The sequence below is a fragment of the Streptomyces sp. NBC_01431 genome (assembly GCF_036231355.1).
In the GTDB taxonomy this organism is placed as follows: domain Bacteria; phylum Actinomycetota; class Actinomycetes; order Streptomycetales; family Streptomycetaceae; genus Streptomyces.
On record NZ_CP109496.1, the window covers coordinates 5417481 to 5431090 of the forward strand.

11 protein-coding genes and 1 pseudogene are annotated in these 13610 nt (G+C 70.7%); 10 read left to right on the top strand and 2 right to left on the bottom strand.

Annotated elements, in window-relative coordinates; translation table 11 throughout:
* The first annotated feature begins 95 nt into the window (after positions 1 to 95).
* The 3 genes from OG522_RS24785 to OG522_RS24795 are packed head-to-tail and all read left to right on the top strand — an operon-like array spanning position 96 to position 4077.
* Positions 96 to 2657, top strand: a complete 2562-nt coding sequence (locus tag OG522_RS24785; RefSeq protein WP_329465193.1) for a YfhO family protein — start codon at positions 96 to 98, stop codon at positions 2655 to 2657.
* Between the two features lie 2 nt (positions 2658 to 2659).
* Positions 2660 to 3649, top strand: coding sequence for a glycosyltransferase family 2 protein (locus tag OG522_RS24790; protein WP_329467726.1), 990 nt, complete (start codon positions 2660 to 2662; stop codon positions 3647 to 3649).
* On the top strand, positions 3649 to 4077 hold the full coding sequence (locus OG522_RS24795) for a GtrA family protein (RefSeq protein ID WP_329465194.1): 429 nt from the start codon (positions 3649 to 3651) through the stop codon (positions 4075 to 4077). The genes OG522_RS24790 and OG522_RS24795 overlap by 1 nt, the downstream gene beginning before the upstream one ends.
* A 102-nt stretch (positions 4078 to 4179) precedes the next feature.
* Here OG522_RS24795 and OG522_RS24800 read toward each other — a convergent pair whose 3' ends face one another.
* The gene (locus OG522_RS24800) at positions 4180 to 6387 is read right to left on the bottom strand and encodes a PIG-L family deacetylase (protein WP_329465195.1); all 2208 of its coding nucleotides are present in this window, start codon (positions 6385 to 6387) and stop codon (positions 4180 to 4182) included.
* 307 nt (positions 6388 to 6694) lie between these two features.
* On the opposite strand from OG522_RS24800, the gene proB reads away from it, so the two are divergent.
* From proB to OG522_RS24825, 5 genes and pseudogenes are all read left to right on the top strand, one after another.
* Positions 6695 to 7822, top strand: coding sequence for a glutamate 5-kinase (proB, locus tag OG522_RS24805; protein ID WP_329465196.1), 1128 nt, complete (start codon positions 6695 to 6697; stop codon positions 7820 to 7822).
* Positions 7823 to 7973: 151 nt separating this feature from the next.
* Complete coding sequence (locus tag OG522_RS24810; RefSeq protein WP_329465197.1) at positions 7974 to 8432, top strand: hypothetical protein; 459 nt, start codon at positions 7974 to 7976, stop codon at positions 8430 to 8432.
* Between the two features lie 70 nt (positions 8433 to 8502).
* Entirely contained in the window at positions 8503 to 9816 is a 1314-nt protein-coding gene (locus tag OG522_RS24815) for a glutamate-5-semialdehyde dehydrogenase (RefSeq protein WP_329465198.1), read from the top strand.
* A 157-nt stretch (positions 9817 to 9973) separates the two neighbouring features.
* Positions 9974 to 10525, top strand: a pseudogene (locus tag OG522_RS24820) (SCO2584 family spore wall biosynthesis protein); the annotation flags it as partial.
* 354 nt (positions 10526 to 10879) lie between these two features.
* Entirely contained in the window at positions 10880 to 11959 is a 1080-nt protein-coding gene (locus OG522_RS24825) for an SCO2583 family membrane protein (protein ID WP_329465199.1), read from the top strand.
* A 19-nt stretch (positions 11960 to 11978) separates the two neighbouring features.
* On the opposite strand, the gene OG522_RS24830 is transcribed toward OG522_RS24825, so the two are convergent.
* Positions 11979 to 13085, bottom strand: a complete 1107-nt coding sequence (locus OG522_RS24830) for a M48 family metallopeptidase (RefSeq protein WP_329465200.1) — start codon at positions 13083 to 13085, stop codon at positions 11979 to 11981.
* Between the two features lie 110 nt (positions 13086 to 13195).
* Between OG522_RS24830 and OG522_RS24835 the strand changes: the two genes are divergently transcribed.
* Together OG522_RS24835 and OG522_RS24840 are read left to right on the top strand one after the other, a co-directional pair.
* The gene (locus OG522_RS24835; RefSeq protein ID WP_329465201.1) at positions 13196 to 13360 is read left to right on the top strand and encodes a hypothetical protein; all 165 of its coding nucleotides are present in this window, start codon (positions 13196 to 13198) and stop codon (positions 13358 to 13360) included.
* A gap of 81 nt (positions 13361 to 13441) precedes the next feature.
* On the top strand, positions 13442 to 13606 hold the full coding sequence (locus OG522_RS24840) for a hypothetical protein (RefSeq protein WP_329465202.1): 165 nt from the start codon (positions 13442 to 13444) through the stop codon (positions 13604 to 13606).
* The last annotated feature ends 4 nt before the right edge of the window (positions 13607 to 13610 follow it).

A 13610-nucleotide genomic window follows, 5' to 3' on the forward strand; every position in this document is an offset into this window, starting at 1 on the left:
ACCCGAATGTGTGGCGCATAAGCAACCTTCGTGCGCCCCTGACGCTCTCAGTACAGAAGCCGAGCCGATCCGAGTCCAGCGCACAAGGAGCCAGGGTGCTGAAAACCTCACTCCGCCCGGCCGCCGGGCGCCAGGCCGCCGCACCGGCCGGGCCCGCGCGGCCCGGCGCCCGGTGGATCGCGCCGCTCGCGTCCGCGCTCGGCGCGATGGGCGCGTACTGCCTGGCCACCGCCGCCCGGGGCACCTACCCCTTCGGCGGGCGCTCGCGGGCCGTCAACGACCTCGGCAACCAGTTCGTACCGTTCCACGCCCATCTGTGGGACCTCGTGCACGGCCAGGGCGGCGGCGACCTCCTGTTCAACTGGAACAGCGGCTACGGAGTCCCCTTCCTCGCCGACTTCCTCACCTACCTGATGAACCCCTTCTCCTGGCTCGTCGTGCTCTTCTCGCGCGAGGGCACCGAACTGGGCGTCTTCCTCGTGACTCTGCTCAGCATCGGCCTCGGCACCGCCCTGATGACCGTGTTCCTGGGACGACTGCGGCCCGGATCGCCCTGGCTGCGCGCCGTCCTCGCCGTCGGATACGGGATGAGCGGCTGGACCACCTACGACGGCTGGTCCGACCCCATGTGGCTGTGGGGCCTCGTCTCGTTCCCCCTCATCGGCATCGCCACCGACTGGTGCCTGCAACGGCGCCGCTGGCCGACCGCCACGCTCCTGGTCGCCGCCTGCTGGGCCGGGAACTTCTACACCGCCGCCATGGCCACCCTCGGCATGGGCCTGATCCTGATGGTGCGGCTGCTGCTGGACGCGCGGCCGGCCCGCGACAAGGGCCGCGCCCTGCTGCGCGCGCTCACCGCCACCACCACCGGCATCCTGCTCGCCGCCCCCGTCGTCACCGTCCCGTACCTGGCCAGCCGCGCCGCCCAGCCCCCGCCCGACGCCGTCTGGGACGGGCCGCCCGACGTCCGCGACTACCTCGCCCACCTGCTGCCCGGCGGCTACTACACCAGCACGCCCCGCATCTGCGTCGGCGTCCTCGCCCTGCTGCTCGTCCTCACCTTCCCCTTCATGGGCAAGGTGGCCCGCCGCGAACGCGCCGCCTGGTGCGCGCTCGCCGTACTCGTCGCGCTCTCCTACACCTGGCGGCCCACCGTCCTGCTGTGGCACGGCCTGGCCCTACCCAACGGCAGCCCCTACCGGGCCGCCATAGCCCTCACCGCGATCCTCGTCTCGATCGCCTGGCTCGCCCTGGCGCAGCGGCCGAGCCCCCGCGAACTGCTCCTGGGCAGCGGCCTGTTGGCGCTGCTGCTCGCCGTGGCCGCCGGCAGCCGCTACGTCTCGCCGGGCACCTGGATCCTCACCCCGGCCGCACTCGCCGCATCCGCCGGGCTGCTCTGCCTGCTGCACCGCCACGGACCGCGCACCGCGCTGCTGTCCGCACTGGCCTGCACGGTCCTGCTCGGCACCGCGGGCGCCGCCTACAGCGTCAGCGAGATCCGCGACCGCCAGCCCTTCTGGCAACCCAAGACCACCCTCGACGCCAACGCGCTGGCCGCCCGCGAGGTGGTACGCGCCCACGACACCTGGCCGACCGGGCGCAGCGAGACCGGGCCGCACGAGTTCGCCGACAACGACCCGCTGCTCCTGGGCGCCCAGGGCGCCTCGTACTACAGCAGCTACGTGCCCGCCCGGACCGCGCAGACGCTGCACGACCTCGGCGCCGGGTGGGAGATAGGCGGACGCCACCTGCTCGCCTTCACCGACCCGGTGGGCCGCGCCATCATGGGCGTCACCAGCCACCTGGAGAGCTCGGCCGGCGCCCCGCACGGATTCACCCAGGTCTTCCAGCCGGCGCCGCCCGTCGTCACCCTGCGCCCGCCCGGCACGCCCCTGGACACCGCCGTCCCCGACCCCTCCGTCTTCGCCCGCCGCAACCGGGTGCTCGGCGCCCCCGTCTACAGCGTCCCCGCCCTCACCCCGGCGCAGGGCCCCAGGCCCCCCGCGTCCCCCGAAACCGCAGCCGGTGCCGCCCTGCACCTGGCGGGCGGCCGGACGACCGCCTTCACCGCCCGCTGCGCCCCCGGCACCGCCGCCGACCTCTACGCCCCCTGGTACGCCGGGACCGTGCGGGCACTGGGCGCCACCCTGACCCCCGACCCCCTGCGGCCCATGGCCAACCCCGGCCTGCAAACGCTGGGTACCGTCCCGGCCGCCGGCACGTTCACCGTGACCTTCGACTCCGCCCGCACCCAGGACATCCCCCGCACGCCGGTCGGCTGCCTCGATCGTGGGACACTCGACAAGGTGGTCGCCACCCTGAAGACCACCGCTCCGGCCCGGATCACGGCCGGCGGCCACTCGATCGACGCCGCCTTCCGTCCGGGCACCACCGGCACAGCCGTCATCGCGGTCCCCGCGGTCGACGGCTGGCGCTGCCAGGTGGACGGCGGGGCGGCGAAAACCCCCGGTACGCTCGGTGGCCTGATCGCCGTGCGACTGGGCGGGGGTGGCTCCCGCGTCGCGTGCTCGTACCATACTCCCGGGCTGAAACCCGGACTGGTCGTGAGCGGTCTGGCCCTGGCCACCCTGCTCGCCGTCGCCATCGGTGGGGCGCTCCGCACCCGCACCCGCCGCTCCTCTACTGGAAAGCACTGATGATGAAGCTGTCGGTCGTCGTCCCCTGTTACAACGAAGAAGCGGTCATCGACCAATTCGACGCCAAGACCCGCAGCGTGCTCGACACCCTCGCGATCGAGTACGAGATCTGCTACGTGGACGACGGCAGCCGCGACAAGACGCTCATGCACCTGCGGGCGATCGCCGAAAAGCACCCCGACGCCACCCGCTACGTCTCCTTCAGCCGCAACTTCGGCAAGGAGGCCGGCATGCTCGCCGGGCTGCGCGAGGCCACCGGCGACGCCGTGGTGATCATGGACGCCGACCTCCAGCACCCGCCGGAGCTCATCGAGCGGATGCTGGACCTCTACCAGCTCGGCCACGACCAGATCATCGCCCGCCGCACCCGCGAAGGCGACAAGAAGGTCCGCTCGGCCCTGAGCCGCATCTACTACCGCGCGGTCAACAAGTGGGTCGACGTCGAACTCACCGACGGCGTGGGCGACTTCCGCATGCTGTCGCGACCCGCCGTGGACGCGCTGCTCTCGCTCGGCGAGTACAACCGCTTCTCCAAGGGCCTGTTCTCCTGGATCGGCTTCGACACCGTCACCTTCGACTACCAGAACGCCCAGCGCGAGGCCGGCGAGACCAAGTGGAAGTTCGGCTCCCTGCTGAACTACGGCATGGACGGCCTGATCTCCTTCAACAACAAGCCGCTGCGCCTGGCGATCTGGCTCGGCATCCTGCTCGCCGGTGTCGGCGCGGCCTACGCCCTGTGGATCACCGTCGCCGCCATCGCCTACGGCGTCAGCACCCCCGGATACGTCACCCTCGTCGCGATCATCGTCGGTCTCGGCGGCGTCCAGATGGTGATGCTGGGCCTGATCGGCGAGTACATCGGCCGCATCTACTACGAGACCAAGCGCCGCCCGCACTTCCTGGTCAAGGAGGCGCACGGCTTCCCGGGCGAGCGCGAGGGCGTCGAGCGGCGCGAGGTGCGGCGCAACGACCAGCCCCACAAGGTGATCTGATGCCCAGTCAACTCGGACAGGTGATCCGCTTCGGCTTCGTCGGCGGCGTCAACACCTGCACCTTCTACGCCTTCTACTGGCCGCTGCTGCACCTGGCGAAGCTGCCGTACTTCGTGGCGTACACCATCGCCTTCCTGCTCAGCATGGTCGGCTCGTTCTTCCTGAACACCTACTTCACCTACCGAACCAAGCCGAGCTGGAAGAAGTTCCTGCTCTTCCCGCTCACCAACGTCACCAACTTCGTGGTGCAGAGCGCCGGCCTGTTCGCGCTGGTGCACTGGGCCGGGATGAACAAGACGATCGCCCCGCTGGTCGCCGCCGTCGTCGCGATCCCGTTCACCTACCTGCTGTCCCGACGGATCCTGGTCCCCAAGCACCAGGACAGCGGCGAGTCGGCGCCGGTCGCGCCGAAGATCCCGGTGAAGTAGGCGAACGAAGAACGGCGCGAGGGGGCGGACACCACTGGTGTCCGCCCCCTCGCGCCGTTGTGCGCGGCCCAGCGGGTACGCACTGCACCTCCACGAAGGCGCTCAGACGCGGCTGCCCACGCTGTCCTTCGCCGCCACCGCCCACTCGCCGAACCGGGCACCCGGCCCGGTCTGGCGGGACGCGTACAACTGACCATCGGTGCCGATCACCGTGAGCACGCCCCGGCCCGACGCATCCTGCGCCGCACCCGGTATGCCCACGAACTGCACACCCGGAACCTCCCAGGCGTCCGGCGCCGACGACTCCCGCGAGGACGGCACCACCCGCCCCTGGTCGTCCCGGGCCGCCAGAACCAGACTCCCGCCGCTCCCGCCGAACCGGGCCGCCGAGACCCGCCCGTAACCGCCGATCGGGGCGCGCCGCACCACCGACCAGGCCGCACCGGAACCCTTCGGCGACGCCATCGCCACCTGAGCGGTACCGGCCAGCCGGTACACCGCCGACACCCCGCCCCGGCCGTCCGCGACCAGACTCACCGCGCTGCCCGACGGAGTAAGCCCCGTCGGCGCCGACAGCTTCGGCACCTCGCCCGGCGCCGCCGACACCCAGTGCAGCAGCGTCTTGGCGATCGGAGCCACCACATGCAGCAGCCCCGCCGAATCGACCAGCGCGTCCATCCCCTCCACCACCAGCGGATGCGGAGGCTGCTTGCCCGGCGGATGATCAAGAAGCTGCCAGGGCCCCCAGTCCTTGCCGCCCGCACCGCTGCGCAGCGCGATGTCGCCCGCCCAGTTCCGCGCCAGCACATGCACCGTGCCGTCCGGGGCGACCGCGGTCGCCGGATAGCCCGTCTCCAGCGACTTGTCGCCGGACGCGTCCGGCGTACCCAGCGACGACCACGCGCCGAACTTCGGCACCCCGTCGGCGCCGACACCGCTCTGCACGGCGCACACCAGCTCCTTGTGGTGCTTTTGCCCCTTGAACGGCAGCACCGTACGCGTCGCGAACAGCTGAAGCGTTCCGTCCGGGTGCCGTACCACCTCCACCTGCGGATCCAGCGGGCCACCCGCGCTGCCCACCACATCGAACGGACCGGCCCACGGGCCCTTGCCCGCCGTCCGCTCCACCCAGCAGCGCACCGCGCCGCTCAGCACCGCGAACGCCGCGAGCCGACCGTCCTTCAGCGGCGCGACCCAGCGCGAGGTGCCCGGCGTACGCGTACGGGTGCCGCGCGCCCAGCCGGCCCCGCCCGCCTTCAGCCCGTTCGGCCCCACCTTGAGGTCGCCGCAGCCCGAAGGATCCCCGCAGTCCCGGTGGTCGACCCAGCCGTACGCGTTCAGCAACTGCGCCGTGCGCCGGGTCGTCGCCGCGTCCAGGGACGGCGGGGTGTAGTTCGTGGGATAGCCGAAGTAGTTCGTCACCGACGCCGGACGGCCCTTGCCCGCACCCCAGAAACGCTCCATCGCGGCCTGCATGAAACGCGCCGACGCGGTGTGGTCCTGATGGTCCAGATAGCTCAGCCCGCGCAGTATCGTCGGCGCGCTCATCATCGCCACCGTCTCCCGCGGCGCGTGCAGCGGAGTGGGATCCAGGGTCCGTATCACCGTCGGATTGACCCGCGCGATCGCCGCGACCAGCGCGTCGGTCAGCTGATCACGCGTATAGGCGCGCGGCATCCGCACCGTACTGCCCGTACCCGGCAGCGTCGGCAACTGCTCGATCGCGCCCAGCCACAGCCCGCGCATGCTCACCGGACGCGGCACGCTCACATAGCGCGCCTCGCACAGCCCCATGTAGATCAGCTGGCAGTGCGGCGCCGCCTGCAGATAGTGCAACTCCGAATGGAACCCCGGCAGCAACTCCACCGGCTCCACCGACCACGGACTGTTGTCATCACCCGTCGCCATCAGCGCGTGCGCCGCGCGCAGCCCGTTGATCCTCGCTCGGGCGAACCCCGGCCGGTCCGTCGGCAGCGTCTTGAACTGCGGAGTCTTCGGCGCCGCGTTGCGCCCGTCCGACTCACCGCTGGTCATGCACACCGTCACCGAAAGGGCGCCGCTGCGGATCGACTGCTCCAGATCCGGATTCATGAAGTAAATGCCGTCATCTGCATGCGCGATCACATGCAGATACGCCTGCCCGGACCCCGCCGACGCCGGCTTCCCCGTCGTCGTACCCGCCGAAGGACCCTGCACCCCCGACCCGCCGCGCGGTGCCAGCCACTGCCATCCGCCGTACGCGAGAGGCGCCGCCACAAGCCCGCCACCGGCGACCTGCAACAGACGTCTACGAGACGGTGACGACGGCATCCGACACGCTCCTAGCTGCGTCCATGTGCGCCGAGTTCCACCGGGCGCCCACCATGGAAGTAGTTCGACTGGTCATCAGGAGGGAGGGCGAAGCAGCTCCGGAGGTTTCACTTCCGACGCTAAATTTGCCCGCCTGGTATGAAACCGCACGGTAAGCGCATGTGTGTTTCAGCACCCCACCAGGTCAGGACTTCCCCAGTTTTCATACTATTTCGGCGTTAAAGGCTCTCTGCGCGGTCCCTGTGAGCTTGTCCGCCGATTGGAACTTCCAAGCGCCAACCACCGGTCCTGACATAGATTTCACCGTGTGACAGTGGCAAGGCAGCAGGTGGCACAGGCCCGCAGAATCGTCGTCAAGATCGGTTCCTCCTCACTCACCACCGCCTCCGGCGGACTCGACGCGGACCGGGTCGACGCCCTCGTCGACGTTCTCGCCAAGGCCCGCAGCGGCGGAGAGAAGGACATCGTCCTCGTCTCCTCCGGCGCCATCGCCGCCGGACTCGCCCCCCTCGGACTGCGCCGCCGCCCCAAAGACCTCGCCCGCCAGCAAGCCGCCGCCAGCGTCGGCCAAGGCCTCCTCGTCGCCCGCTACACCGCCTCCTTCGCCCGCTACGGCGTACGCGTCGGACAGGTCCTGCTCACCACCGACGACACCAGCCGCCGCGCCCACTACCGCAACGCCTACCGCACCCTCGACCAACTCCTCACCATGGGCGCGCTACCCGTCGTCAACGAGAACGACACCGTCGCCACCGACGAGATCCGATTCGGCGACAACGACCGCCTGGCCGCCCTCGTCGCCCACCTCGTCCGCGCCGACCTGCTCGTCCTGCTCTCCGACGTCGACGGCCTCTACGACGGCGACCCCTCCCAACCCGGCACCACCCGCATCGACGAAGTACACGGCCAGGACGACATCGCCCACGTCCAGATCGGCAGCGCCGGCAAGGCCGGAGTCGGCACCGGAGGCATGGTCACCAAGGTCGAAGCCGCCCGCATCGCCGCCGCCGCCGGCATCCCCGTCGTCCTCACCTCCGCCAGCCAAGCCGCCGACGCCCTCGCCGGCCGCGCCACCGGCACCCACTTCCACCGCACCGGCCGCCGCTCCGCCGACCGGCTCCTCTGGCTCGCCCACGCCTCCACCCCCCAAGGCGCCCTCATCCTCGACGACGGAGCCGTACGCGCCATCGTCGACGGCCACAAATCCCTGCTCCCCGCCGGAATCGCCGCCGTCGAGGGCGAGTTCGCCGCCGGCGACCCCGTAGAACTCCGCGACCCCCACGGCCGTGCCATCGCCCGCGGCCTCGTCAACTTCGACGCCAGGGAAATCCCCCAACTCCTCGGCCGCTCCACCCACGACCTCGCCAAGGAACTCGGCCCCGGCTACGAACGCGAGGTCGTACACAGAGACGATCTGGTCGTCCTACACCCCTGAAACGGCTGAAAGTCCAGCCATAAGACAGACACCTTCAGGAAAACCACCCCGCGCCCGCCCTCGGACTGGTCAACTTTGAAGCGGGAGAACGCGCGCACCGAAGCCGCGCGATACCGCACCGGATCGCACACACCAGCACAGGAGGCCGCCGGTGAGACGAGCGCGCCCGGGGGCGGCGCCCCGAGGGACGACGGCTGAGCGGACCCTGACCAGTGTGGGGACGGGGGCCGACATCGAACACAGAGAGCTGCCCGAAGAGCCCGGGGACACCCCCAGGCTCTGGCACATCACACTCAGCGTCTCGGGAGCCGAGGCCCCGCTGAAAGAGGTCCGGCGCGGCCTCGAACAGCTCGCCCACGACCACCCCTTCCTGCTGACCAGCAGATACGCCGACAACCACGCCGAAATCCGCTACTGGGAAGAAGCCCGCGACCTCCACGACGCCGCCGCCGTCGCGCTGCGCCTGTGGGGCGAACACCGCTCCACCGCCAAACTGCCGCCCTGGGAGATCGTCGGCCTCGAAGTCATCGACCGCGAGACCTACCACCAACGACTCGCCGAAGGCTACGGCCCACCACCGGCCGCACCCGTCGGCGTCCACCCGTTCTGACCCCGCCCCCGCCGTCTCGCGGAGTGAAATCCGGGCGGAACGCCCACCCGCCGCGCATTACGCTGCCAACATGGCTTCGCTCTCCTCGTCCTCGTCGTCCTCATCGCCGTACTCCCCGTACGACAACATGTCGCCGGTCACTCAGACCGCCTACCGGGCGCGCTCCGCCGCCGCCGAGATCGCGCCACTTCCGCGCGCGGTCAAGGACGAGGTGCTGCTCGCGATCGCGGACGCGCTCGAAGTACGGACCAGCGAGATCGTCGAGGCCAACGCGCTCGACATCGCCAAGGCACGCGAGGCCGGCACCAGCGAGACCGTCATCGACCGGCTCACCCTCACCCCCGAGCGGATCCGCGCCATCGCCTCCGACGTCCGCGACGTGGCCGCCCTGCCCGACCCCGTCGGCGAAGTCGTCCGCGGCTCCACCCTGCCCAACGGCATCGACCTGCGCCAGGTCCGCGTCCCGCTCGGCGTCGTCGGCATCATCTACGAAGCCCGCCCCAACGTGACCGTGGACGCCGCCGCACTCTGCCTCAAGTCCGGCAACGCCGTACTGCTGCGCGGCTCATCCTCCGCCTACGCCTCCAACACCGCCCTGGTACGCGTCCTGCGCGACGCCGTCGGCGGCGCCGGCCTGCCCGCCGACGCCGTCCAGCTCGTACCCGGCCAATCCCGCGACTCCGTAAGCGAGTTGATGCGCGCCCGCGGCCTGGTCGACGTCCTCATCCCGCGCGGCGGCGCCTCCCTGATCCGCACCGTCGTCGAGCAGTCCACCGTCCCCGTCATCGAGACCGGTACCGGCAACTGCCACGTCTACGTGGACGCCGAAGCCGACCTCGACATGGCCGTCGCCATCCTCATCAACTCCAAGGCGCAGCGCCCCTCGGTCTGCAACTCCGCCGAGACCCTCCTCGTCCACCAGGACATCGCCGACGCCTTCCTGCCGCGCGCCCTGGACGCACTGGCCGAGGCCGGCGTCACCGTCCACGCCGACGAGCGGGTGCAGGCCTACGCCGGTGCCTCCAAGGCCACCGTCGTCGCGGCCACCGTCGAGGACTGGGAGACCGAGTACCTCTCGTACGACATCGCCGCCGCCGTGGTCGACTCCCTCGACGCCGCCGTCGCCCACATCCGGCTGTGGACCTCCGGGCACACCGAGGCCATCGTCACCACCTCGCAGGCCGCGGCCCGCCGATTCACCCAGTTGGTCGACTCCACGACCGTCGCCGTCAACGCCTCCACCCGCTTCACCGACGGAGGCCAGTTCGGATTCGGCGCCGAGATCGGCATCTCCACCCAGAAACTGCACGCCCGCGGCCCCATGGGCCTGCCGGAACTGACCTCCACGAAGTACATCGTGACGGGTGACGGTCACGTCCGGTGAGCATCAGTCGCTTGGGGTAAGCGCCGGTTGCGCACGGTAGAGGGCGGTAACTCCCCGGCGGGAAAGGCGAGTTCGCGCACTCTGCGACATGGCCGCCAAGGCCCCCGAGTTCGGTCACTCCCTGCCCAAAACGTGCGCCCCGGGCTACCCTGGGCACGTGCCGGACGACGTAGGGGGCGAGCCGTTTGTGAACGGCTGGGAGCCCGACGACGACCGCGGAGGCGCGGACGATGACTTCGCCTCCGTGGTGTTCGACGAGGACTTCGTACGGGCCGCCGAGATCCACGAGCCCAGCGCCGTGGAACGACTCCTCGCCGCCGCCCAGGCCCGCGCCGAAGCCGAGGCCGCCCGCGCCCGCGCAGGCGCCGGAGCCCCCGACGAAGACCCATACGACGACGCGTACGGGCCGTACGTCCCCGGCCGCGACCCCGGCGACCTCTACGGACCCGGCCTGTACATCGGCGCCGAGGCGGGCCCCTACGGCCGGCACGGCGGCGCCCTGCGCCCCTACCGCGGCACCGCCCGCTGGCACCGCCCCGTCGCCTGGCTGCTCGCCGTGGTGATGGGCATCGGCATGATCGCCCTCGCCTTCTCGGCCGTCTACCGGGGCACCTCCTCCAGCCGCGACGAAAAGGCCCCGCCACCGGCCACCAGCAACGTGGACACGGGCGGCACGAGCAGCCCCGCGCCGGATACCCCGGGCGCCGCGAGCAACGTGCACACCGGGGCTACGAGCGAACTCGGCTCGGGCACCTGGGGCGGCGCGGGCGTCCCGGGAGGAGCCGGAACCGGTCGGTCTGGCGGTTCGGGATCCGGAGGCCGAGATGGATCCGGCGTATCCGGCGTATCCGGCAGTCGCGGTGGACCGTCGGCTTCGGCGGAATTCGGGGCGCCGGCGGGTTTGGCTGCTGCCCGGATGCCTTAGGGGGCCTCCCCCCCGCCCCCTCCCCGCCCCACCCGCCCCCGCCCCTGAGCAGCCCCTTGAACGGCCGCGCGGAAACTCGTCGGAACTTGTCGCGTACCAGCGCGTTTACCAATCCCTCACCAGACCTACCCTGAAGGTATGGCAGGGCGTGGAGAGCCACCCGAGGGGACACCGGAGGGCCTCCCCGGCGGAGGTGAGGACGAGTACCGGTCCGTCGTCTTCGACGAATCGTTCGTGCGAGCTGCCCGTCTCCAGGAGTTCTCCGCCCAGGAACGCATGGGCGGCCAGTCGCGGGCCGTACGCTCCCGCCCGAGCTGGTTCTTCAGAGCCACCTCCAAACCGGCCATCGCGTTGGTCCTGCTGCTTCTCATAGCCTTCAGCACCGCCATCTACATGGGCATCCGCCACCCGTACCAGCCGCCGGCCGTCAGCCACCCCGAGCCGCTGCGCATGACCGTGGTCCCACTGGCCCCGCAGGGCCCGGTGCCGGGTGGTGACGCCGAGCAGCTCTTCGCGCACAGTCCGGCCGCCCAGTTCCGCGTCGGCGCCGCAGGGATCAACCTCCCGTCGGGGTCGAAAACCCCCCACTTCTCCGAGGGCCAGGTGATGGCGGCCCTGTCCATCGCCAAGGACTACCTCGTCAGCTCGTCCCTGGACCCCGATGTCCTCACCGGCGGCGCGGTCCGCCAGGTCCGGGTGCTGCTCGACCCCGACCTGATGGCCCAGTTCGACCAGAGCGTCGCCACACCGGCCGACGACGGACGGCACTCCGCGACGGGCTGGCTGGTGCGCTTCGACCCCGCCAAGGTGGCCCTGGCCGATCCCCGGATCCGGGTTCACGGTTCGATGAGCTACTCGGAGCCCGGTCCGGAAGCGCTCGACGTCACCGCGGATTACGTCTTCGTGTACGCCCTGCGCCCCGTCGGGGACGGCCCGCACACCGCCGACGCCTCGCTGTTCACGGTCCGCCGCGAGCTGCACTTCCGGCTCGACCGGGACGACCTGCGGCTGAGCCGGACGGAGCTTCAGGTCAGCACCGTGGAGGCCGGTCCGCAGGCCTGCTCGGCCGATGTCTCGGCCCAGCTGCGGCCGCTCCTCGCCGGGGAGCGGGCCAGTGCGCAGGGTCCGGCCGGGACCGACCCGTACGCGACCGGTCCCGCCGCCGAGGCCCTGTGCGGAACGCTGGCCACGAGCGCCCAGCCGTCACCCTCGGGCTGAGTTCAGCGGTCCTCCGCCCTCATCCCTCCTCGTGGCCGTTCTGCTCCGGCTTGCCGTCAGAGGGGTCGCTGTCCGGGCCCGACGGCTTGTCCGACGGGCGCGCGCTCTTGCCCGTGAACGTGTCGCGGAGCTTGCCGCCCAGGTCCGCCGTGCCCCCGGCGATGTCGCCGACCAGCTTCATCAGCGGATCCTTGCTGCTCTTGACCGAGTCCGCGTACGAAGCCGCGGACTGCCGGAAGGAGTCGCTGACCGAGGTGTCCTTGTCCTCGTCGCGGCGCGGGTAGTGACCGTCCATGACCCGCTGGTAGTCGCGGGTCTCGGACCACTTCTTCAGTTCGGCGGCGCGCACCGTGGTGAAGGGGTGGGAGCGGGGCAGCACATTGAGGATCTTCAGCACGGAGTCGCGCAGGTCGCCGCCCCTCTCGTACTCCTCGGCCTGCTCAAGGAACGCGTCCACGTTCATCTCGTGCAGATGGTTGCCACCGGCTATCTTCATCAGCCCGCGCATCGAGGCTTGCAGATCCTGGCCCACCAGGAGCCCGGCCCGGTCCGCGGACAGCTCCGACTTGCGGAACCATTCGCGCAGCGCCGTGACGATCGCCGTGATCGCGACGTTGCCCAGCGGAATCCAGGCGGCCTTGAGGGCGAGGCTGGTGAGGAAGAGCAGGATGGTGCGGTAGACGGAGTGGCCGGAGAGGGCGTGGCCCACCTCGTGGCCGATGACCGCCTGCATCTCCTCCTCGTCGAGGAGCTCGACGAGGCCCGTCGTCACCACGATGATCGGCTCGTCGATGCCGATGCACATCGCGTTGGGCTGCGGATTCTGAGTGACGTACATCGAGGGGACCTTCTCCAGGTCCAGGATGTAACAGGCGTCCCGCAGCATGGCGTTGAGGTGCGCGAACTGGGCGTCGCTGACCCGCACCGAATCGGAGAGGAACAGCAGTCTGAGGCTGCGCTCGGGCAGCAGCCCGCTCAGCGCTTTGAAGACGGTGTCGAAGCCGGACAGCTTGCGCAGTGCGACCAGCGCCGAGCGGTCCGCGGGGTGTTCGTAGGTCCGGGAGGAGATCCCGGGGAACCTGCGCCGCTGCCTGCTCGGCACGTTGTCGTTGATGTCTTCGCTCATGGGTGCCCCCTGTCGTTCGAGTGGTCGGCTCGTCCCCCTGACGACATCCACACTAGGCGGTGGGGCTACCGTGGCTCGGGGGCCTGTGGATAACTTCGAGGAGACCTGCCATGCCGGACGTCGTCACCGTTCTCGCTGCCGCATCCGACCACCAAGGACTGGGCAGCCTGCTGCGGATCCTGCTGCTCGGCTCGATGGTCGGGGCGGCCCTGCTGGCATGGCTGCTGCTGCGGGGATACCGGTCGAACGGTGACGACGACAGCAACAACGACTGAGTCGGCGTGAGCGTGCCCGGGGCGCCCGCATACGATGTGCGCGAAGTGTCCGCCCCGACTCCCGGATAGGTCCTGCCGAAGATGAGCCTCCACAGCACCGCCGCCAACCTGGTCTCGCTCGCCGAAGGCGCCGAGCACGGTGGCGGAAACCACGAAAGCCTGCAGCCCTGGATGACGGGCGGTGGCGCGCTGCTCATCCTGCTGGTCCTGCTCTGGATCACCACCCGGTTCAACCGCGACCGCTGAGTCG